Source organism: Nocardia brasiliensis, from assembly GCF_011801125.1.
Lineage (GTDB): Bacteria > Actinomycetota > Actinomycetes > Mycobacteriales > Mycobacteriaceae > Nocardia > Nocardia brasiliensis_C.
Window position 1 is genome coordinate 4875054 of record NZ_CP046171.1, and the last position, 21701, is coordinate 4896754.

19 protein-coding genes are annotated in these 21701 nt (G+C 69.6%); 11 read left to right on the top strand and 8 right to left on the bottom strand.

Features of this window, described 5'->3' with window-relative positions:
* The first annotated feature begins 206 nt into the window (after positions 1–206).
* From F5X71_RS21935 to F5X71_RS21955, 4 genes are all read left to right on the top strand, one after another.
* Positions 207–1439 (top strand): XRE family transcriptional regulator, encoded by a 1233-nt coding sequence (locus F5X71_RS21935; protein ID WP_342803737.1) that lies wholly within the window; start codon positions 207–209, stop codon positions 1437–1439.
* Between the two features lie 175 nt (positions 1440–1614).
* Positions 1615–3318: a TIGR02677 family protein gene (locus tag F5X71_RS21945; protein ID WP_428981499.1), complete on the top strand. Its 1704-nt coding sequence runs from the start codon at positions 1615–1617 to the stop codon at positions 3316–3318.
* A gap of 88 nt (positions 3319–3406) precedes the next feature.
* On the top strand, positions 3407–4819 hold the full coding sequence (locus F5X71_RS21950) for a TIGR02678 family protein (protein WP_167466636.1): 1413 nt from the start codon (positions 3407–3409) through the stop codon (positions 4817–4819).
* 4 nt (positions 4820–4823) lie between these two features.
* A complete protein-coding gene (locus F5X71_RS21955) occupies positions 4824–9008 on the top strand; it encodes a TIGR02680 family protein (protein WP_167463741.1) in 4185 nt (1394 codons plus the stop codon).
* Positions 9009–9076: 68 nt separating this feature from the next.
* Here the strand turns inward: F5X71_RS21955 and F5X71_RS21960 are convergent, their stop codons facing one another.
* From F5X71_RS21960 to F5X71_RS21980, 5 genes are all read right to left on the bottom strand, one after another.
* Entirely contained in the window at positions 9077–9604 is a 528-nt protein-coding gene (locus F5X71_RS21960; protein ID WP_167463742.1) for a M15 family metallopeptidase, read from the bottom strand.
* A gap of 51 nt (positions 9605–9655) precedes the next feature.
* A complete protein-coding gene (locus F5X71_RS21965; RefSeq protein WP_167463743.1) occupies positions 9656–9895 on the bottom strand; it encodes a hypothetical protein in 240 nt (79 codons plus the stop codon).
* Positions 9896–9957: 62 nt separating this feature from the next.
* Positions 9958–10176, bottom strand: coding sequence for a hypothetical protein (locus tag F5X71_RS21970; protein WP_167463744.1), 219 nt, complete (start codon positions 10174–10176; stop codon positions 9958–9960).
* Between the two features lie 496 nt (positions 10177–10672).
* A complete protein-coding gene (locus F5X71_RS21975; RefSeq protein WP_203218198.1) occupies positions 10673–11140 on the bottom strand; it encodes a hypothetical protein in 468 nt (155 codons plus the stop codon).
* Positions 11141–11301: 161 nt separating this feature from the next.
* Positions 11302–12594 carry a glycosyltransferase gene (locus tag F5X71_RS21980; protein WP_167463745.1) on the bottom strand — a complete coding sequence of 431 codons (1293 nt, stop codon included), beginning with the start codon at positions 12592–12594 and terminating at the stop codon, positions 11302–11304.
* Between the two features lie 320 nt (positions 12595–12914).
* On the opposite strand from F5X71_RS21980, the gene F5X71_RS21985 reads away from it, so the two are divergent.
* Positions 12915–14081 carry an alkane 1-monooxygenase gene (locus F5X71_RS21985; RefSeq protein WP_167463746.1) on the top strand — a complete coding sequence of 389 codons (1167 nt, stop codon included), beginning with the start codon at positions 12915–12917 and terminating at the stop codon, positions 14079–14081.
* 4 nt (positions 14082–14085) lie between these two features.
* Here the strand turns inward: F5X71_RS21985 and F5X71_RS21990 are convergent, their stop codons facing one another.
* Positions 14086–15762 carry a fumarate hydratase gene (locus F5X71_RS21990; RefSeq protein ID WP_167463747.1) on the bottom strand — a complete coding sequence of 559 codons (1677 nt, stop codon included), beginning with the start codon at positions 15760–15762 and terminating at the stop codon, positions 14086–14088.
* Between the two features lie 299 nt (positions 15763–16061).
* On the opposite strand from F5X71_RS21990, the gene F5X71_RS21995 reads away from it, so the two are divergent.
* Positions 16062–16532, top strand: a complete 471-nt coding sequence (locus F5X71_RS21995; protein WP_167463748.1) for a MarR family winged helix-turn-helix transcriptional regulator — start codon at positions 16062–16064, stop codon at positions 16530–16532.
* Between the two features lie 4 nt (positions 16533–16536).
* Here the strand turns inward: F5X71_RS21995 and mftD are convergent, their stop codons facing one another.
* Together mftD and mftE are read right to left on the bottom strand one after the other, a co-directional pair.
* Entirely contained in the window at positions 16537–17799 is a 1263-nt protein-coding gene (gene mftD / locus F5X71_RS22000; protein ID WP_238815391.1) for a pre-mycofactocin synthase MftD, read from the bottom strand.
* A 12-nt stretch (positions 17800–17811) separates the two neighbouring features.
* On the bottom strand, positions 17812–18579 hold the full coding sequence (gene mftE / locus F5X71_RS22005; RefSeq protein ID WP_167463749.1) for a mycofactocin biosynthesis peptidyl-dipeptidase MftE: 768 nt from the start codon (positions 18577–18579) through the stop codon (positions 17812–17814).
* A gap of 40 nt (positions 18580–18619) precedes the next feature.
* Here mftE and mftR point away from each other — a divergent pair, with 40 nt between their 5' ends.
* From mftR to F5X71_RS22030, 5 genes are all read left to right on the top strand, one after another.
* Complete coding sequence (mftR, locus tag F5X71_RS22010; protein ID WP_167463750.1) at positions 18620–19213, top strand: mycofactocin system transcriptional regulator; 594 nt, start codon at positions 18620–18622, stop codon at positions 19211–19213.
* A gap of 127 nt (positions 19214–19340) precedes the next feature.
* Complete coding sequence (locus tag F5X71_RS22015) at positions 19341–20246, top strand: STAS domain-containing protein (protein ID WP_042259746.1); 906 nt, start codon at positions 19341–19343, stop codon at positions 20244–20246.
* Between the two features lie 14 nt (positions 20247–20260).
* A complete protein-coding gene (locus F5X71_RS22020) occupies positions 20261–20650 on the top strand; it encodes an STAS domain-containing protein (RefSeq protein ID WP_029892961.1) in 390 nt (129 codons plus the stop codon).
* Complete coding sequence (locus F5X71_RS22025) at positions 20640–21053, top strand: ATP-binding protein (protein ID WP_167463751.1); 414 nt, start codon at positions 20640–20642, stop codon at positions 21051–21053. The genes F5X71_RS22020 and F5X71_RS22025 overlap by 11 nt, the downstream gene beginning before the upstream one ends.
* Entirely contained in the window at positions 21046–21681 is a 636-nt protein-coding gene (locus F5X71_RS22030; RefSeq protein WP_167463752.1) for a SpoIIE family protein phosphatase, read from the top strand. Before F5X71_RS22025 ends, F5X71_RS22030 begins: the two co-directional genes overlap by 8 nt.
* Positions 21682–21701 lie beyond the last annotated feature (20 nt).

The following is a 21701-nucleotide window of genomic DNA, read 5'->3' on the forward strand; positions in this document are numbered from 1 at the left end:
GTTCTCATGTGGATCTTCTCATGTCTAGCACTTGAGTGTGCAAGGACAGATGCAATTGCATCTGTGTCGAACGAAACGGGTCCGGCAAACTTTCCGCTCCCATGTCCAGCATGCACAACGCCAAACTGCGAATGCAGATGTCAACCCACTGACACCTATATGCCCTATCTCGGCCACCGAGCGTTAACTGGTGCGATACTACTGTCGTGGCCGCTGGAGACGATCGACCCGTCTGGGCAGTCCGGATGCGCTCCGAACGCGATGCGCGGGGGTGGTCACAGGCCGACGCCGTCCGCGTGATGCGCGCCAAGTCCTCGCACAACTTGCCGACCGACAGTACACTGCTGCGTAACTGGCGCCGCTGGGAATCAGGCGAGTCGCGACCGGACGATTTCTACGCCCCTATCATCGCCGCCGCCTTCGACACCGTCACGGCGGCGTTCTTCCCCAAGGCCAGGCCGAATCGCGACGACGAGGTGCTCTCGGCAACCGGCATGGACACCCTGGAGTTCATCGGCAGACTGCGCATGTCCGACGTCTCCCCCGCCACCCTCGACGCCATCCGGATCACCGCCGAGCGGCTGTGCTGCGAGTACTCCTACGCCGATCCGCACGAGCTGCACGCCGAGGGCACCGGCTGGTTACGCCGGATCACCGCGCTGCTGGACGGCCGACTGACCCTGGCCCAGCACCGCGACATCCTGGTGCTGGCCGGCTGGGTCGCGCTGCTCGTCGGTTGCGTCGACTACGACCTGGGTCGCCGGACCGCCGCGGAGGCCACCCGCCGGGCCGCGTATTCGCTCGGCCAGGAGGCCGACAACGCCGAAATCATGGGCTGGAGTGCGGAAATGGCCGCGTGGTTCGCCCTGACCCAGGGCAACTACCGTGGCGCGATCGACGCCGCCGACCAGGCATTAGAGGCCAGCCGGAATCTGGGCGTCGGGGTGCAGCTGGCCGCGCAACGCGCCAAGGCCTGGGCCCGCCTCGGCGATCGACACGAGGTCGAGACGGCACTGGATGAGGGCCGGGCAATTTTGCGGCGACTCGACCATCCGATCAATCTGGACAACCACTTCGTCGTCGATCCGCAGAAGTTCGACTTCTACGCGATGGATTGCTGCCGGGTCGCGGGCGAGGATCGACTCGCCGAGACCTACGCCAACGAGGTCATCCGCAACTCGACCAGGGCCGACGGCACCGTTCGCAATCCGATGCGGGTGTCCGAGGCCCATCTGACCCTCGCGGTGGTCGCGGTCCGCAACCGCGATCTGGAACTCGCGGTCGACGAGGGGCTGCGCGCGTTCGCGGGCAAGCGCCGGTCGCTGCCCTCGCTGATGTGGATCGCGGGCGAGGCGGCCCGTGAGATCATCGCCCGCTACCCCGGCGATCCGCGCACCCGCGTCTACCTGGATCAGCTGCGCGCGCTCTCGACCGAGTGACCGCGCGGGCGACCGACCAGCCGAATCGAGCGGCGAACATACGGCAAACCGGACACGGCCACGCCGAACCGGCCCCGTTCGTGCCGTGGGCGACCGGCCCGCTACTACCCTGTTCCCGGTGACCGACTCCGCCGACGGCGCCGCGAACGCCGCCTCCGTCCTCTGGGACGACCGGCTGCGGCTGTTCTCCTTCGCCACCGCAGAGCGCCGCACCGACTACCTGTGGGTGTTGCGCGCGTTCGACAGCGCCCGCGCGGCCTACGTGGTGTTGCTGCACGCCGACGATGTGGCGGAGTGGATCGAGCGCAACGGACAGTCGGCGCGTACGCCGGACCGGCTCGACGCCCCGCCCGCACCCGTGGCGACCGCGTCCGTCACAACTACACCCGGCACCGCCGAGGCTGCCCCGGATGCCGCTGACGTCGGAGGCCAGCAACCAACTGAGGACAATCGAGCCGCCGAGCACGCCCCCGACGACGGTCCCGCGAGTGCCGCCGCCTGGTCAGACGTCCAGGGCGACCGGCCGGCCGCACCGCGCCTGAGCGCCGCCGAGATCGGCCCGCTGCTGGATCAGTTGCACCAGTGGGGCGTGCTGGAACGCAGTTACGACGGCACCCGCGCCGCCACGCTGGCCGAGTATCGCAACCGGCACTTCGTCTATCAGTTCTCCCAGGCGGGTTTTCAGGCCTATCGCGCGGTGGCTGGCGTGCTCAACGCCCGGCTCGACGAGGCATCGCTGTCGCGGCTGGTGCTGCCCGAGTTGCTGGCCGATCTGCACACCCTGGCCGTGGCCAACCGCGACGGCGACGCCGAGCGCGTGTATCGCACGCTGCGCCGCCTCGACGCCGCGCTCACCGACATGGCCGCGCGCGCCGCGCATTTCTATCTCTCGCTCGGCGATCTGGTGCGAACCACCGAGATCACCCCGGAATCGTTTCTGGCGCACAAGGACGCGCTGCTCGCGCACATGCGCGAGTTCAGCCTGGACCTGGCCCGGTTCACCCCGCGGCTGGCCGCCGCGATCGCCGAGATCGAGGAGACCGGCGTCGAGGAGTTGATCGAACGCGCGGCGGGCTGTGACGAACGGGTTCTGCTGAGTCCGGCCGAACGACAGGCGGATTGGCAGGCCCGCTGGGACGGCTTGCGCACCTGGTTCGTCGCCGCGGGCTCGGGCGAGTCGGCGGGCACGACCGAGGCCGAGCGGTTGCGCGAGGCCACGATGAGCGCGATCGCGGCGGTGCTGTCGCTGCTGCGCCGGGTCACCGAGACCCGCCGCGGCGGGGTGAGCCGGGAGTCGGCGCTGCGCCATCTGGCCGGCTGGTTCACCGCCGCGCCCAGCGCCGACAGCGCGCACGCGCTCTTCGACGCGGTGTTCGGGCTCGGCAGGCCACGCCATCTCGCGATGGAGCATCCCGACGCCGACCTCATCCCGGCGCTGCGTTCCTGGTGGGAGGCGCCGCCGCTGGAGATCTCGCGCACCCTGGCCGAGACCGGGCGGCCGCCCTCGGCGGGCGCACCCGCCCGAATCCACCGCAACGACGCGGGAATTCGGCGGCTGCGCGAGGCGCAACTGGACGCACAGCGCGCCCGCGCCGCGGCGGCGAAGTCGCTGGCCGGGACCGATGTGCACAACCGGGTGCTCGACGAGCGGGAGACCGAAGTACTGTTGCGGCTGCTCGACGCGGCCTCCACCGCGTGGGTGCCGGTGAGCGGGCGGGTCGCGGGGACAACGGGATCCGACAGCGGGGTCACCCTGACCGTGTCCGAGCATCCGGGTTCGACGGTGGTGCGGACCGCGCACGGCCTGCTGCACCTGAACAACCGCAGGCTAGAGGTGCGCGAGACAACGCGGACCCGGGCGAAGCGGGACGCGCGATGACGGCCGCCGCGGTGGCGAGCGGTGCCGGCACGCACGCACGCGCGCGACGGGCGGGCCGCGATCTGCCGGACACACTGGAGCGCTCATGATGCACGGACGCAAGATCGACGCGCTCGCGCTGGACAACTACCAGCGCGCGGCCCGGGTCATCCTCGCCAATCATCTGGTGACCAGGACCTATCCGGACCGGATCGCGCTGCCGCTGATCCGGCGCTGGGCCACGGAATTGCGCGAGGACCTTGCCGAGCTGTTCGGCTACCGGCTCGAGGTCACCGAGACCACGGCCCGGGTGTTCCCGATCATCGATCGGCTCGATGCCGGCAAGCCCGCGCGCACGCCCGCCGACCGGGTGTTCGACCGCAGGCGCTACGCCTATCTCGCGCTCTCGCTGGCCGCGCTGGGTCGGGCGGGCGATCAGATCACGCTGTCCGAGTTGGCCGATCAGGTCGCCGCGTACGCGGGCCGGGTCGAGGGGCTGGAACTGTCCACCGACCGGGCCGCGGACCGGGACGCCTTCGTCGACGCGGTCGGCTGGCTGACCCACCGCGGCGCGCTCACCCTGGCCGACGGCGACGCGGGCGGCTGGGCCAGCGATCCGGAGGCGGGCGAGGCGCTCTACGACATCGACCGGCCCGTGGTGTTCGCGCTGTTCCGCCCGCCGCGGGCGCTGCAGCACCTGCACAGCGTGCGCGGTCTGCTCACCGAAGAGGGCGCGGGCGCAACGCATCCGCCCACCGCCGCGGACCTGGCCCGGCGGGTGCGCCGCACCCTGGTGGAACGGCCGGTGGTGTATCTCGAGGACCTGTCCCCCGCCGAACGTCCGGTGCTGGGCCAGGACCGGATCGTGGCCGACGTCGAACTGTTCACGGGGCTGCGCGCCGAACGCCGGGCCGAGGGCGTCGCGCTGATCGACACGTCGGGGCGGCTGTCCGACATCCGCTTCCCCAGCACCGGCACGCTGGCGCAGGTCGGTCTGCTGCTGGCGGGTGAGATCGCCGACCGGGTGCTCGATATCGACAACCCCCTGCCGCGCCGCGCCGCCGCGCCCGACGCAGGCGAGGCGCTGGCCGCGCAACTGGACGGCGCGATCCCCGAGTCCACCGTCTTCGCGCCGCTGGCCGAGCTGCGCAGCGTCTTCGAAGACGAACTGGCCCAAGCGGACTCAGCGATCGAGGCCGACGCCGACGAGCCGTTCGATGCCACCTACCCGCTGGTCGACACGGCGTGGGTCCGCGAGACCATGCAGGCGCTCGCCGACCGCTACGGCGCCACCTTCGCCGCCCAGTGGCAGGCCGACGTACCGGGGCTGACCACCGAGGTGGTCACGCTGCTCGAACGGCTGCGCCTGGTCCGGTCGGTCGAGGACGGACTGCTTGTCCTGCCCGCCCTCGCGCGCTATCGCGGCGCGGTGGTCACCGTACGCACCAAGCGCACCGAGGAACTGTTCGTCACCGCGGCCGACACCTACGGGTCCGACAGCACTGGCACGGAAGGGAACTGAGGCGATGTCGCTCATTCACGGTGGAGTGCGGTTCATTCCGACCCGCGCCGGGATCATCAACCTGTGGGACTACCGCGACCAGGAATACTGCTTCGCCGACGGCAGATTGGTGCTGCGCGGCCCCAACGGGTCGGGCAAGACCAAGGCGCTCGAGGTGCTGTTCCCGTTCGTGCTCGACGGCCGGATCGAACCGCGCAGGCTCAACCCGTTCGCCGGTGAAGAACGCACGATGAAGTCGAATCTGCTGTACCGCAAGCAAGAGTCGGCGTACTCGTATGTCTGGATGGAGTTCGCGCGCGGCGACTGGGACGACCCGGAGGCGGTGACCATCGGCATCGGCATGCGCGCCACCCGCTCCTCGGACAAGGTCACCCGGTGGTATTTCGTCGCCGACGGCCGGGTGGGCGTGGACTTCTCGCTGATCGGCCCCGACGACCGGCCGTTCACCCGCAAGCAACTCGCCGAGCAGATCGGCACCGACGCCATCGTCGATCGGCCGGTCGAGTATCGCAACGCGATCGACGCCCGCATGTTCGGCCTCGGCACCCAGCGCTACGACCAGCTGATCAATCTGATCCTCACGCTGCGCCGCCCGCAGCTGGCGAAAAACCTGGACCCGCGCGGACTTTCGCAGGCGCTCACCGACGGCCTGCGCCCGCTCGACGAGCAGCTCATCCTGGACGCGGCCCGCTCGTTCAGCGATATGGAGGAGGTCGGACGCACCCTGGAGGGCCTGGTGCACGCCGACAGCGCCACCAGGACCTTCGTCGAGGTCTATCGCAAATACCTTGCGGTGCAGGCCAAGACCGATGTCGACCAGCTGCGCACCCGGCTCGACGCGGTGACCCACGCGAGCACCGCGCTGTTCGCCGCGACCGCGCTGCGGGAACGGCGCGAGGCCGAACGCGCCACCGCCGAGACCCGCGCCGACGATGCCGACCGCGCCTACGAGCAGGCCCTCGGCGACCGGGAGAACCTGCAGCGTTCCAGCGCGTACGAGGGCAAACAGCAGCTCGACGACCTCGCCGACGCGGTGCGCAGGCTGGAGACCTCGGCAGGCGTGCACGGCGACAAGGCGCTCAAGGCGCGCCAGACCCTGGACCAACGGGCCCAGGAGGCCGAGCGGGCGCGCACCGCGGTGCAGAGCGCGGCCGCCGCGCTGTCCCGCGGCGAGGACGAATTGCGTTCCGCCGCAGCGGAAGCGGGCATCGACTGGACGCCGCTGTCGGAGGCGGCGCGGGCCGACCAGCTCACCACCGCGGTGCGCTCGCACGCCGAGGAACGCGATGCCGACGTGCGCCAGGTCCGGCAGGCGCTCGGCCTGATGGAGAAGGCGGCCGCCGAACGCACCAGGGCCGAGCGGCTCGCCGAACGCGCCCGCGAGCTGAAGGAGGCCGCCGCGGCCGAGGTCGCGCACGCCGAGGCCGCGGTCGTGCTGGCCCGCACCGAGGCCGCGGGCGCGCTGCGCGGTTGGTGGACCGAGCACCGCTCGGTATATGCCCCCATTGAGGACGGTTTGTTCGAGGCGCTCGATACCGCACTGGCCCAGGCGGGCTCGGAGGAGGCTACGGTCGCCGAGGTGCTCGCCGAGCGCACCGAGCCGCTGTTGGACGACATCCGCAACCGGCGCCAGGAGGCGCGCGGGCGGGCGGCGACGGCGGCCGCGCAGCTCGCCGAGCTCACCGCCGAACGCGACCGCGTCGCCGCGCAAACCGAGGACGCGCCACCGGCTTTCGCCGCGCGAGCCCGCGACGCGGCGGATCGGCCCGGCGCTCCGCTGTGGCGGCTGGTCCGGTTCGCCGACGACGTGACACCGGCGGCCGCCGCGGGCGTCGAGGCCGCGCTGCACGCCGCCGATCTGCTGGACGGGTGGGTGTGCGCCGAGCCGCCCGCGCGCTACGACTCCGACCAGTTCCTCGTCCCGCTGCCCGCCGCGCAGCGGCCGAAGGGCCGCACGCTCGCCGATGTGCTTGTCGTCGAGGAGGATTCGGACACGCTGACGGTGCCGCGACAGGCGGTCGCCGACCTGCTCGCCTCCATCGCGCTGCACGAGGGCAAGGGTGATCCGGCCGAAGCCATCGCGGTGAGCACCGCGGGCGGATTCCGGCAGGGCGTGCAACTCGGCAGGCATCACAAGACCGACGCCGAGTTCATCGGCGCCACCGCGCGGGCGCGCAGGCGCGAACTGCGGCTGACCGAACTCGCCGCCGCCTGTTCGGCCGCTGCGGCGGCCGAACAGGCGGCCAAGGACGAGGAGAGCGCCGCCACGGCCGAGCTCGCGCGAATCGCCGCGGCGGCCAAGGCGTTACCGCGCGCCACCGCGGTCGCCACCGCGCTGCGGGCGGTCTCGGAGACCGCGGGCATGATGCGCTCGCGCGCGGAGGCCGCCGCCCAGGCCGAGCGCGACCTCGACCAGGCGGTGGCCGAGGTCACCGCGGTCGAGAAGAAGCTGCGCGCGGCCGCCGTCAAGCACCGGACACCGCGCGACCCACGCGAGCTCGACGCGCTCGCCGCGGCGATCCGGCATTTCGAGAACACCGGCACCGGCCTGCTCCGCCTGCGCACCGAGCACGAACGCGAACGCGAGCGCGAACGCGAGGGCGCCGACCGCTACGCCGAGGCCAAGGATCTCGCCGAGGCCTTCGCCGAGGAGGCCGAGGCCGCGAGATCCGGCTACCAGGAACAGTTGCGCAAGCTCGAAACGCTGCGCGAGGCGCTGGGCGCGGGCGCCGCCGACATCGATCAGGAGCTGGAGAAGGCCCGCGCGAAGATCGAGGCGACCAAGGCCGCGCAGAAGGCCGCGCGCAAGGCCGCCAACGAGGCGATCGAGGCGATCGGCGATGCCGAGGCCGCCTACCGGACCGCACACGAATCGCTCGGCACCGCGCTCACCGAGGTGCTCGCCGACGTGAAAGCCCTTGCCCCGTACGCCCGTCCGGACCTGCTGCGGCTGCTCGGCGCGCCCGCCGACGGCCGCTGGCCCAGCAGCGATGCCGCCTGGTCCACCCCGGAGCAGCTGCTGTACCGGATCGCCCAGGCCGGCCCGGAGGCCGAACCGCAGGTACTGCCCGAGGAGGTCGCCGAACTCTTCGAAAGCCTGAGCACCGCAACGGCGTCCGTGCGCGCCAGCGAGGCGACCCGCAAGTCGACGCGCAGCGCGGTCACCGCGGCGCTGCAGGAATTCGACGCGGCCCTCGCCGGGTCCGGCCGGGACTACCGCCTGCAGTGGGATGCCGCCGACGGGCTCACCGTGGTGCAGGTGCAGGACGACGACGGCCTGTCGGCGCTTGCCGATTTCGCCGCCCGCATCGACAGCGCGCGCAAGGATCAGGAGCTGCTGCTCACCGACGCCGAGCGCCGCATACTCGAGGACGCGCTGCTGACCGGGCTCGCCCAGCAGATCTACGAACGCACCAGTGACGCCCGCGAGCTCATCGCCAAGATGGGCGCGGAGATGAAGCAGCGCCGGATGTCCTCGGGCAACACCATCGGCGTGCACTGGGTGCTCGCCGACACGCTCTCCGATCCCGCGCGCGCCATGTGCAAACTGCTCGACCGGGACGCCTCCGCGCTGGGCGCGGACGAACTGGCCACGATCCGAGCGCATTTCGCGTCCGAGATCCGCGCCGCACGGGCCGCGCATCCGGAACGCTCGTACCCCGAGATCCTGGCGGCGACACTGGACTACCGCACCTGGCGGGTGTTCTCGTTCACCCTCATCTCCGCCGACGGCAGCGAGGACAAGCTGACGGTGGCCAGGCACAGCGCGCTGTCCGGCGGTGAGCAGTCGGTCTCGCTGCACCTGCCGCTGTTCGCCGCCGCGCACGTGATGCTGGACTCCGCCGATCCGCAGGCGCCGCGGCTGCTCGCGCTCGACGAGGCCTTCGCCGGCGTCGACGACAACGGCCGCAGCGAGCTGCTCGGCCTCAGCGTGCAATTCGACCTCGACCTGTTCATGACCGGCTATGACCTGTGGATCACCTACCCGCACGTGCCCGGCTGCGCGCATTACGATCTCGCACACGCCGCCGCCGAGAACACGGTCAGCGCGACGCTGCTGGTGTGGGACAGCGGCGAACTGCTCGCCGAGCACGACGGCACCGATCTCACCGCCGCGCTCGGCTCCCCCAACCGCCGCCGCACCCACACCACCATCGAAGGAGGCCTGGAACTGACACCGGTCAGTTAGCCGATCTGCCCGATGGCATCGAGCAGGCCCGCCGTAGCGGACGGACCGGCACGGTCACCGCCGCGAGGTCAGTGCACGCTCGCGTCGGGTTTCATCGGCGGGCACACGCCGCCGGGCGTGGTGGCCAATTCGAAATGCCACCATTCGTTGTCGAACATGCGGCACAGGCCCCACGTGTTGCCGTTGACCTCCAGCCAGTGCGCCCCCTCCTGCGGGCCGACGTCGACCGCGCGGCCGGACACGTGTGTCGACTCCTCGGGCGGCAACACCCAGCGTCGCGCCTCGTCGGGACTGCCGTACTGCGCCAGGCCGTCGTTCCAGAGCCACTGCTGTTCCTCGTGCGAGCGATACCCCGAGGTGATCGACAGCGGCACCCCCTGAGCGTGCGCTTCGGCCTCGGCCAGCGTGTACGCCAGCGCCAAACGCGGCTGCAACCCTTCGGTTCCGGCCGCCGACCCCAACGCCGCACGTTGATCTATCGCCACGCCGGGCACCGCCGCCGCCCGCGGCGCCACCAACCCCGCCACCACCAACGGCAGCACCGCCACCGGTAGACCGATCAGCACCCGCCCGCGCACACCACTCCGCAACACCATGCGGGCGATGGTAGTGCCTATACCCCACCCACCCCGGCACCCCGAGTCGGCTCAGAGATCCTGTGCGGCGCGCAGTGCTGCCGAAACCCGGTCCATCGTCTCCGGATCCGCGACACCGACGCACTGATCGAGCCGCCGACGCACCGTCGCTTCCGGGTGCAGCGCGGAGGCCCACCCGTGCGAACCTACCTCGACGGCGAGCAGACCACCCGGATCGGAATCGAGCACATGCAGCGTCAACACGACCTTCAGGTGCGGATTCTCGTTGATCGGCGCGGCACTGATGATCAACCGGCGGGTCGAGGCTCCGGGGCGATGAAGAATCGGTTCATAGTTCCAGATCTCGCCGCGATTCACGCGAGCCCGGCTTCGCGCGCGGCCGCCTCGGCCTCTTCCGCGGCCGCCTCGGCGTAGCCGGGATGCGCGGCATCCCAGTCCACATAGGAGGCGACGGATTCGCGCACCGCCTGCTCGCGGAAGTGGCGTTCGACCCAGGCCGACACATTTCCACCCGCGGCCGCCGCCTGCCGCGTGATGTAGTCGGCGGTGGCCTGCTCCAGACTCAATGTCATCCGGGCCTTCATACCCAGCATCATACAGTCGATCGCACGCTTCGGTGACGAAATCGGCTCCCCTGGCCGCGGACGGGCAAACCATTCAGCCCGCGACGGCGAGCGGCCACCAAAGGGAAGGGACATCGGGTCATAGTCGTTGGACATGGACCCGTTGTACCCGAATCACGTTGCGCGGCAATCTTTTCATCCACAAGGAACGGGGGTTGTCCACAATCCGTTCCAGTGTTGTGGACCACATGATTCCAAAGGTGGCTATAAGTCTGTTTCGCGAAAAATGCGTCGTTCTCGCGGGATTGGGCGAGCGCGGGCAGTGCGATATGGGCGTGCCGGCGATCGCGGTCGGGTGGCGCCCGGGCGGCCGACACGAGCGACGACACCCCGGACGGGAGAGGTTGTGCACAGCCGGGGGCCGGTGTGCACAGTCGCTCCCCATCGATGTGAACAGCCACTGCAACGGACAATCCCCCAAGGGGCACCGGACAATTGGGGTGAATCACTCCCGTAACGGGGTGACCAGCGAAAGGTGGTCGCGGTCGGGCGCGGGTCGGCGCGGGGGCGCGGCACGCCGGATGACCTCGACGGCGGCGCGATTGCGTTCGATTCGCTCGATGATCTCGCCGCCGTGGTCGCGCGCGTAGGCGATGGCGGTCTTGATCTTGCCCTGGTGCAGACTCGAGCGGGCGCTGAGTATTTCGATGCGTCGCTCGACCGGACCGTCCAGTTCCTGCAGGCGCGCAACCACTTCCCAGACCTCGGGGCCCGCGACCAGCGCCGCGCGCCGATCGTTCATCGGCCCGCGGAAGATGATGCCGGGATGATCGAGCTGATCGACACCCTCGCGGATGAGGCGGTCCAGCAGTGCGGCGGAAGTGGTTCCTTCCCTGGCCGCGCGTGCGGCGAGCCTGCGCCCTGCCGATTGCGAGAGACGCAGCGTTCTCGTGACTGTTCGGAACGTACTCATTGCCCTCCTCGATCTGATGGCGTCTGCGATCAAGCACCTGGAATCAACGACGTACATCGCTAAGGGTGCCTCGCGAATCGGCCACCCGACCCCCGGCGATCGGGGGGACACTGCCATGTCCGCCAAAGCCGCAGAACCAGGTCAAACGCCCAGATAAGCCGCTACCTGGCGTCACCGCGCCACGCGACAAGCGGGTCCGCGGCAACCCGGAGCGGACAGCCGAGCATCCGAGCCCGCGCCGGGTCGCACGCGGGCGCGGCGCCCGATCCGGCGCCTTGGGCGATCGCCTGGCGGTAGATCGAGACGAGCTCGCTCGTGTAGGTCGACTGACGCACCCCGTCGGCACAGCCGACCAAAACCTTGCGCATCTCGACCAGCCGTTGCGGCGACTTCGTGAGCCTGCCGAGCGCCTCGGCCAGCGCCAGCATCGAGGGGCCGAGGGTGCGTACGCCGCCGCCGTTCGGCACGACCTCGTCCAGGTCCGGGTCGCAGTACAGGATGGGCAGGCCGACGGCGACAGCCTCCCGCAACACCATGTGCCGACTCTGCGCGCCGTACGAGCACGAGAGCAGGATGTCGTGGGTGCGCATGGCGGCCAGGCATTCGGCCTGGCCGACCTCGCCGTGCAACCGGACCCGATCGTGCAGACCGTGCCGTTCGACGAACGACCAGGCGCGATCGAGCAACAGCCCGGTGCCGTACATATCCAGCGTGCAGGAGCCGGGGGCGGCGTCCAACGCCAGGCGCACCGCCTCGAGCGCGGCGAGCGGTCGCTTCTCCAGCGCGAACCGGCCACACCAGAGCAGGCGCAAGGGTTGTTGCGCGGCAGTGGATTCCACGCTCGGGTCGTGCACGGTGAAGCGCGGATCGGGGGCGGCGTCGAGCAGCTCGTCATCGATCCCGTTGGGCACCACGTGAATCGGGCCGCGGACCCCCGCCGCGATCAGGTCGCGCGCGACCCGTCGCGACGGCGCCACGATCCGGTCGGCGGCCTGCCCCCGGCCCGGGAGCGGTTGGGCGGCGCGCAGACGCCGCAGGATCGAGGCCGACAGCAGGCGCATCGCGGAATACCGTTCGACCAACGCCTCGTCCTGCCTGCGCAGCGTCTGGACGAGCGGAATGCCGTGGCGGCGCGCCGCGTGCAGTCCGGCGATCCCGGCACCGGACGCGGTGAGCACGTGCACCACGTCGACCGGCCCACGCTCGGCGAAGGCGGCGTCGATCAGTCCGGCATTGGCGCCGTTCGGCACCACCAGCACCGACCCGTCCGCGCGCCAGCCGGAAACCCCCTCCAGCACAACCAGATCCGGGTCGGCCGCCGCGGCAGTGGCGGCCGATGCGAACATCGTGACCCGATGCCGGTGTCGCCGCAACGCGTTGCGCTGCGCGACCAGCGCGGAGGGCAATCCACCGACCGTTCCGAACGAGACGTCGGCGAAGATCGCGACGTGCAACCGAACTCCTCCCTTCGCGTTCCGACCATAACGCGTTCCCGCGACGGTCGCCCCACAACCGGAGCCCGGCGCCGATCGCCGCGAAAGCCGCTCGGCCCAACCGGATGCCCGAAGTTTGCTAATTAGCAAGGCGAACGCTTCCCGGTGCCGGGTGGGTGTGGTCGCGGCGGACGCCGCGAAGGAATACACTCACTTCGCTCTCGTAACGACTGACATATTCGCGGCGACTCCACTGTTGAAGGCACCGGGTTCACCGTGAATGTCGGCGAGGCGCAGCAGGTTCCGGCCGCGCGGTTCGCCGGAGTGTTACCGGAAGAGGAATGAAGATCAACCGTCGACCCCAACGAGGTCAGGATTCGAAGCGCCCGTTGTGGGTTCTCGGCCTTATCGCGCCGTCGTGCGCGCTGCTCCCGTCCCAGCTCGTGCTGCACACCGGCGCGCCCGTGTTCTGGTGGATCGGCCCGGTCATCGTGCTGATCGTGATCCCGGTGCTGGACTGGGTGGTCGGCGAGGACGGCGAGAATCCACGCGACGAAGACTACGAATTGCTCTCCAACGACCGGTATTACCGGTGGTGCACCTATCTCTTCCTGCCGATCCAGCTGACCGGCCTCGCCATCGCCTGCTACCTGTGGGCCGGACCCGAACTCGGCATCGCCGACAAACTCGGCCTCGCCGCCACCCTTGGCTTCGTCAGCGGCATCGGTATCAACGCCGCGCACGAATTGGGGCACCGGGTAGAACATCTGGAACGCTGGCTGGCGAAGATCGCACTCGCGCAATCGGGTTACGGGCATTTCTTCGTCGAGCACAATCGCGGCCACCACGTCCGGGTGGCCACGCCTGCGGACCCGGCCAGCGCCCGGTTCGGCGAATCCCTCTGGGAGTTCTTGCCGCGCAGCGTGTCCGGCGGCTTCAGCTCCGCGGTGCAGCTCGAGCGCGAGCGGCTGGCGCGCAAGGGCAAGGGCTGGTGGCACGTGGACAACCACATCCTGCAGGCCTGGTCGATGACCGTGGCGCTGTTCGGCGCGCTGGTCGCGGCGTTCGGTGTCGCGGTGCTGCCGTGGCTGGCCTTGCAGGCGGTGATCGGCATCGCGCTGCTGGAAACGGTGAACTACGTCGAGCACTACGGGCTGTTGCGCGAACGCCGCCCGAACGGCAACTACGCGCGCTGCTCGCCGCGCGACAGCTGGAACAGCGACCGGCTCGTCACCAACATCTTCCTGTTCCATCTGCAGCGCCACAGCGACCATCACGCCAACCCGGGCCGCCGGTATCAGACGCTACGCAGCTCGGCACAGGCACCACAGCTACCGGCCGGCTACGCGACCATGATCGTGCTCGCCGCGCTGCCTCCGCTGTGGCGGGCGGTGATGGACCCGCGGGTACTCGCGCACTACGACGGCGATCTCGCCAAGGTCAACGTCCAGCCCCGCAGATTCGGCCGGTTGCGCGCCGCCCTGACCTACCGGCGCGCGACCAGCTGAGGGCCTAGACCCGTTCGGCGCTGCGGGTGCGCACCCGCAGGGCGATCGGCTTCTGGGTTTCGGCGAAGAAGTCGTTGCCCTTGTCGTCGACCACGATGAAGGCAGGGAAGTCCTCGACCTCGATCTTCCACACCGCCTCCATGCCCAGCTCCGGGTACTCGAGCACCTCGACCGACTTGATGCAGTCGAGCGCGAGGCGGGCGGCGGGCCCGCCGATCGAGCCGAGGTAGAACCCGCCGTGCTCCTTGCACGCCTTGGTGACCTGCGCGGAGCGATTTCCCTTGGCCAGCATGACGAACGAGCCCCCCGCGGCCTGGAACTGGTCGACGTAGGAGTCCATCCGTCCCGCGGTGGTCGGCCCGAACGAACCGGAGGCGTAGCCCTCCGGCGTCTTGGCCGGGCCCGCGTAGTAGACGGCCATCTCGCGCAGGTACTCCGGCATCGGCTCGCCGGCGTCGAGCCGTTCCTTGATCTTGGCGTGCGCGATGTCGCGGGCGACCACCAGCGGCCCGGTCAGCGAAAGCCGGGTCTTCACCGGGTATTTCGACAGCTCGGCGCGGATCTCCGACATCGGCCGGTTCAGATCGACGCGCACCACGTCGCCGCCGAGGATCGAGTCGGTCTGCTCGGGCAGGTAGTGCGCGGGTTCGCGTTCGAGCTGTTCGAGGAACACGCCCTCGGCGGTGATCTTGGCCAGCGCCTGCCGGTCCGCCGAGCAGGACACCGCGATCGCCACCGGGCAGCTGGCGCCGTGCCGCGGCAGCCGGACAACGCGCACGTCGTGGCAGAAGTACTTGCCGCCGAATTGCGCGCCGATGCCGAAGGATTGGGTGAGCTTGAAGACCTCTTCCTCCAGCGCTAGGTCGCGGAAGCCGTGCGCGGCAAGCGAACCCTCGGTCGGCAGGTTGTCCAGGTAGTGCGCGGAGGCGTACTTCGCGGTCTTCAGCGCGAATTCGGCACTGGTACCGCCGATCACAACCGCGAGGTGATAGGGCGGGCAGGCCGCGGTGCCGAGCGAACGGATCTTCTCGTCCAGGAACTCCAGCATCCTGGTGGGATTGAGCACGGCCTTGGTCTCCTGGTACAGGAACGACTTGTTCGCCGAGCCGCCACCCTTGGCCATGAACAGGAACTTGTACGCAGGCTGCGCGGGATCGCCTGGCGTGGAATACAACTCGATCTGTGCGGGCAGGTTGTTGCCGGTGTTCTTCTCCTCCCACATCGTCATCGGGGCGAGCTGGGAGTAGCGCAGGTTCAGCTTGGTGTATGCGTCGTAGACGCCGCGGCTGATCCACTCGGCGTCGTCGACGCCGGTGAGCACGCCCTCGGACTTCTTGCCCATGACGATCGCGGTGCCGGTGTCCTGGCACATCGGCAGGATGCCGCCCGCGGAGATGTTCACGTTCTTGAGCAGGTCGAGCGCGACGAAACGATCGTTGCCGCTGGACTCCGGGTCATCGATGATCTTGCGCAGCTGGCCGAGGTGGGCCGGGCGCAGATAGTGGCTGATGTCGTGCATCGCCTCGGCGGTGAGCAGGCGCAGCGTCTCGGGCTCCACCTGCAGGAAGGTGCGGCCGCCCGCTTCGAAGGTGTGCACGCCCTCGGTGGTGAGCAACCGGTACGACGTGTCGTCGGGGCCGATCGGCAGCAGGTCTGAGTAGCGGAAGTCCGGCGCGGTCACGAGACGCACTCCTTCGAGGTGGGCCGGGCCGAGAGGCCGCGGCTGGTCACGAGCAGAGCGAGCCTATCCATCCGGCCGCATCCCACCCCGGATTAGGCAAGCCTAATCGCGGCGAACAACCAGGTGGCCCGCGTTCGTCCAGTTGGCACAAAAGGTTGCACGTTCAACCCCGGTAGTGCTACCTGTCGTCTCACACAAAACGCTCGGACGTTCCGACCGTCCGGTCGCCACACAAACCGTCACGCGAACGTACAACGGCGCGCGACAATGTATGACACGCCAGAGTTTGGAGCGCTATCGTGACCGATCCCCATTGGCTCGATGACGTCGAAATGCGCGCATGGGTGGGTTTCGTGCGCACACGCGACCTCATCGCCGCGGCGGTCGGGCGGGACTCGACACGGGAGTCCAACCTCACCTACGTCGAGTACTCGGTGCTGGCCTTCCTGAGCGGCACCCCGGATCACCGGTGCACCTTCGCCGATCTCGCCCTCAGCCTGGAGTGGTCGCAGAGCAGGCTCTCGCACCAGATCACCCGAATGGAGAAGCGCGGGTTGGTCGTTCGCGAACCCATCCCCGACGACGCGCGGCGCACCGCGGCGCGGCTGACCCAGCGCGGCGCCGAGGTGCTGACCGGCGCCGCGCCAGCGCACGTGAACAGCGTGCGCAGGCACATGATCGACGTGCTGGACCGGCAGCAGCTGGCCGCGCTCGCCGACATCTACGACACCCTGCTCGCCCACCACCGCAAGGCGACCAGCGAGAACTGACCGATCAGCCGATGGCCACCGGCTCGGCCGCACCCGAAGCCGTGACCGCCCGGCTCGAATCCGTTGCGGCCGTGCCGGACTCACCCGGCGCCGGGGCGGGCACACCGAGCGCGCGCTCGAATCCGTCCGGCACCACCAGATCGGCGCGTTCGAGTTCGGTGACACTGGTCTTACGCAGGCCGAGCAGCGCCGAATCGATGCCGCCGCGCAGGATGTCGAGCACGTTCTCCACGCCCGCTTGCCCATTGGCGGCCAGACCCCACAGGTAGGCGCGCCCGAGCAGCACCGCGCGCGCACCGAGGGCCACCGCCTTGACCACATCGCTACCGCGCCGGATGCCACCGTCGAGCAGCACCTCGATCTGATCGCCGACGGCGTCGGCGATGGCGGGCAGCGCCCGGATCGAGGCGGGCGTGCCGTCGAGGTTGTTGCCGCCGTGATTGGACACCGAGATGGCGGCGACGCCCGCGTCCACCGCGCGCAACGCGTCGTCGACCCGGATCACGCCCTTGAGCAGCACCGGTCCGTCCCACTGTGCGCAGATCCAGCGCACATCGGCCCAGTCCGGCGGCGGCGTGCCCATCCATTCGCCGTAGGCGCCGAAGAACCCGGGGGCCGCGGCGTCGCCGATCGCCATGTTCGGCGCGGTGAGGTCGGGGATGTGCCCGGACCTCACGTAGGCCGCGAGCCAGCGCGGCCGGGCCAGGGTCTGCGGCGCGAACTTCAGCATGGTGCGCAGATCGAGCCGCTCCGGGATCACCGGACTCCCCCAGTCCCTGCCGTGCGAGAACGACCAGTCCAGGGTCAGGATCAAGCCGACCGCGCCCGCGGCCTTCGCGCGCGCCATCCGCTGCGCGATCTCGTCTTTACCGCCGCACCAATACAACTGGAAGAAGGTCGCGGGGTTGGCGGCGATCACCTCTTCGATCGGCTTGCTGGCGAACGAACTGAGCCCCATCGCGATGCCACGCGCCGCGGCCGCACGGGCGACCGCGACCTCACCGTCGGGGTGCACCGCCTGCACGCCGGTCGGCGAGATCAGCACCGGCATCGAAAGCTGTTGGCCGAGTACGGTCGTCGACTGGTCGCGGGTGCCGATCGGGCCCGCGACATGGGGCGCGAAACCGAGTTCGGTGAAGGCCCGCTGGTTGTCCTCGATGGTCTGCCCGCGTTCCGATCCGGCGATCAGCGCGCCGTACACCGACTTCGGCAGTCGTTTCTTCGCACGCCGCTGCGCCTCGGCGACGGTTTCGAACCATGGGTTCATGGTCGGATCCTTTCAGGCGGAATCCGGCCACCACAGCCGGATTCGGTCGAGCAGGTCGGTGGTGAGGTGGTCCAGTAGCGCGGCGCCCTCAGGGGCCGCGGCGCCCGCCGGATCGCCGAGCACGCCGTTGGGGCTGATCGCGCGCACTCCCGAGGAGCGCAGCAGCGTGAGCAGTTCCGGCAGCGGCCGCGGGTCACCGGGTGCGGCACGATCGAGCAGCACCCGCCGCGGGGTCAGCGCCAGTTGCACCGAGGTCTCCGAGCGGCCCGCGTGCAGATCCCCGGGAAAGCGCGGCAGATACAGGCGCACGTCCCGGGATTCGCGCTGCAGCAGCGCCTGCGCGCGCCGCAACGGCTCCAGGTTGCCGCCGTGCCAGTTGACGAGCAGGATGCGGTCGAAAGTGTCGGTCGCCGAGCGGCACAGCTCGACGATCAGCAGTTCCAGCGCGGCCTGGCCGATCGAGAGCGTGCCGGGGAAGCCGGCGTGCTCGCCACTGGCCCCGTAGGGAATCGGCGGCGCGACAAGCACATCCGAGCGCAGCGCGGCCAGGCGCAGGCACAGGGCCGCGGCGATATCGGTGTCGGTGGACAGCGGCAGGTGCGGACCGTGCTGTTCGGTGGCGCCGACGGCGATCGCGAGAATCGCTCCGGCAGCGGCCCGTTCGCCCGCTTCCGGCCAGGTCAGCTCGGCGGCCTCGGACAGCCGCGCGCGAGCGCGCACCGCCTCGGCGCCCGCGGGTTCGGTCGCGGCGCCGGTGTGGCGTGCGACACTCCGGGACATGCCGCGAGATTATCGTCAGTCACTGACATAATCAATAGCCGTGACCGCCCGCAACACCCGAGGCCGCCCCCGCGGCACCACCAAACGCGAGCTCGAACTGATCGCCATGCGGTTGTTCAGCGAGCAGGGCTTCGACGACACCACCGTCGAACAGATCGCGGCCGCGGCCGGTATCAGCGGCCGCACCTTCTTCCGCTACTTCCCCACCAAGGCCGAGGTGCTCTGGTACCAGTTCGATGACGAAGTCGCCGCTCTGCGCTCGGCATTCGCCACCGTGCCCGACGATGTTGCGATGATGACCGCGGTCCGTCGAGTTGTCGTGGACGCCAATCGATATCGCGCTGAGGACGTCCCTGAGCTCCGTATCCGTATGCAGCTGGTCGCCACGAACCCAGCGCTGGCCGCCACCGCGGGCGCGCACTATGACGCCTGGGAGCGCGCCGTGAGCGCCTTCGCCGCGCGCAGGCTGGGTCAGCCCGCGGACGGATTGATCCCGCTGGCCGTGGGCCGCACCACACTCGCCGCGGCCAGGGCCGCCTTCGACGCCTGGCTCGCCCGCGCCGACGCGGACCTCACCGTCTACCTGGACCAGGCGTTGCTCGGTCTGGAGCGGGGATTCGCCACCCCGCCGTGAATCACTGGAGAACAACCGGCAGGTTTCGTCGTGGACTGCCATGGGGTATGACTAGGCTCGGTGTCGGTCCGACGACCGAGACGCACGATGATCCCGACTGTAACCGTCGAAAGGGGCAGGAGTTTCCATGTCCGAGGTGTCCATGAGCCTTTCGGCGGATTCGTTGCGCGCGGGACCGGTCGACAACCTGTTGCCACAGCTGGTCGAGCACCTGCGCCAGAACCGCACCGCGCTGCGCGAGGAATGGGCGCGCCGCATCACCGACGCGCAACTGCTCACCGCGATGACCCCGGAGGAGATCTTCTCCGAGGCGACCTCCGTCTACGACAACTACGTCGAGGTGCTCGAGACCGGTAGCGTCGAGGCGCTGCAGGCCTACGCGCGTGACCTGTCCGAGCGCATCATTCCGAGAGGCGTCGAAACCGACGAGGTGCTCGGCATCGTGCTGCTGCTGCGCGACGTGCTCGCACGCTCGCTGTTCGAGAAGTACCAGGCCGACTTCCAGCTGCTCAACGCCGTCCTCGACGCCTACGAGCCCGCCGCCAACCGCATCGCCAACACCGTGGGCGTCTCGTTCGTCCAGGAGCGCGAGCGCGTCATCCGCCAGCAGCAGGAAGCCATCCGCGAACTGTCCACCCCGGTGCTGCAGGTCCGCGAACAACTGCTCATCCTGCCGATCATCGGCGTGCTCGACAGCCAGCGCGCCCGCCAGCTCACCGAACAGCTGTTGCGCGCGATCCGGGCCAACCGCGCCAAGGTCGTCGTCATCGACATCACCGGTGTGCCGCAGATCGACTCCACCGTGGCCAACCACCTGGTGCAAACCGTCGACGCGTCCGGCCTCATGGGTGCCAACGTGATCATCACCGGCCTGTCCTCGGAGATCGCGCTGACGCTGGTGACGATCGGTCTCGACCTGTCGAAGATGAATGCCGTCGGTGACCTCCAGGGCGGTATCGAGGAAGCGGAACGTCTGCTGGGCTATGAGGTTTCCCGAGTCGCCGAGCGGGTCACCGAACGCGACGGCCGCTAGATCGGGGCGGGCACATGCCGGTACCGATTCTCAAACAGGGCACCTATCTCATCGCTTCGGTGCAATCCGCGTTGACCGACGCGGATACCGAACGACTGCAGGACGACCTGATGAAACAGGTCAGCAAATACCGGGCACACGGCATCATCGTCGACGTCACCGCGATCGACATCATGGATTCCTTCGCGGCGAGATCCTTGCGTACCATCGCGCACATGACGCAGCTGCGGGGCGCCGAAACGGTGATCGTCGGGCTGCAGCCGGAAGTCGCCTTCGCCATGGTGCAGCTCGGGCTCACGTTCGAAGACATGCACACCGCTCTCGACCTGGAAGAGGGCCTGGCCTGGTTGAACCGCAAGACCACCACCCGACGCCAGCGAGACGGTCGTGACAGTGGCCGCTGAGAATCTGGTGATCGCGGTCAGAGTGTCGGGCGACATCGTGATCGCACGTCAGGCCGGACACGAACTGGCCGCGAAGCTCGGATTCTCTCTGACGGACCGCACCATGATCTCGACGGCGATCTCCGAAATCGCCCGCAACATCACCAGTTACGCAGGCAGCGGCGAGATCCGCCTGCTCGTGGACGAACGGGAAGGCAGGCAGGCGCTGGTGGTGCAGGCCGAGGACCAGGGCCCCGGCATCATCGACATTCCTCGCGCGCTCGAGGACGGCTACTCCACCGGACGTGGACTCGGCCTCGGTCTGCCCGGCGCCCGCCGACTGATGGACCGGCTCACCATCGACTCCGCACCCGGCCGCGGCACGTTGGTCGAGATGTGGAAGTGGGTACCCAACGGTGCATGACGACGGGTTCATCGGCCGAATCGAGTGGGCGGTGGCCGGTCGGGCCCTGCCCGGACAGCGGGTCTCCGGTGATCGCAGCGTCGTGCTCGACACCGGCGGCGGCACAGTGCTTTTCGCGGTGCTCGACGGCCTCGGGCACGGCGCACCGGCCGCCGACGCCGCCGACCGCGCCACCCAGGTGCTCGCCGAGAACCGCGCCGAACCGCTGGACGTGCTGATGGTGCTGTGTCATCGAGCCATGGCCGACACCCGAGGTGCCGCGGTCTCGCTCGCGCTGTTCGATCCCAGCGACACGGTGCGCTGGCTCGGCGTCGGCAACGTCGAATCACGGGTGCTCACCGTGAGTCCCGGCGGCCTCACGGTGCGTGCCACCGTGTTGCTGACCGCGGGCATCGTCGGCTACCGGCTGCCGCAGAATCTGCAGCCGCAGACCATTCAGGTCCGGCCGGGCGATCTGCTGCTGATGTCCACCGACGGCATCGTCAGCGAATCCGCCGACGGCATCGACCTGTCCAAATCCACCGCGGAGATCACCGCCGACATCCTGGCCAGGCACGCCAAGGACACCGACGACGCGCTGGTGCTCGCCGCGCGGCACCGCGGCAGCGCGCACGGACCGAAGACATGAGCCATCTCGCGATCCCGACC

Bases quoted from the DNA above. Each gene is read 5' to 3' on its own strand.
- F5X71_RS21950 (WP_167466636.1), top strand. From the start codon at position 3,407: ATGCACGGACGCAAGATCGACGCGCTCGCGCTGGACAACTACCAGCGC.
- F5X71_RS21955 (WP_167463741.1), top strand. From the start codon at position 4,824: ATGTCGCTCATTCACGGTGGAGTGCGGTTCATTCCGACCCGCGCCGGG.
- F5X71_RS21960 (WP_167463742.1), bottom strand. From the start codon at position 9,604: ATGGTGTTGCGGAGTGGTGTGCGCGGGCGGGTGCTGATCGGTCTACCG.
- F5X71_RS21970 (WP_167463744.1), bottom strand. From the start codon at position 10,176: ATGACATTGAGTCTGGAGCAGGCCACCGCCGACTACATCACGCGGCAG.
- F5X71_RS21975 (WP_203218198.1), bottom strand. From the start codon at position 11,140: ATGAGTACGTTCCGAACAGTCACGAGAACGCTGCGTCTCTCGCAATCG.
- F5X71_RS21985 (WP_167463746.1), top strand. From the start codon at position 12,915: ATGAAGATCAACCGTCGACCCCAACGAGGTCAGGATTCGAAGCGCCCG.
- mftD (WP_238815391.1), bottom strand. From the start codon at position 17,799: ATGAACCCATGGTTCGAAACCGTCGCCGAGGCGCAGCGGCGTGCGAAG.
- mftE (WP_167463749.1), bottom strand. From the start codon at position 18,579: ATGTCCCGGAGTGTCGCACGCCACACCGGCGCCGCGACCGAACCCGCG.
- F5X71_RS22015 (WP_042259746.1), top strand. From the start codon at position 19,341: ATGTCCGAGGTGTCCATGAGCCTTTCGGCGGATTCGTTGCGCGCGGGA.
- F5X71_RS22020 (WP_029892961.1), top strand. From the start codon at position 20,261: ATGCCGGTACCGATTCTCAAACAGGGCACCTATCTCATCGCTTCGGTG.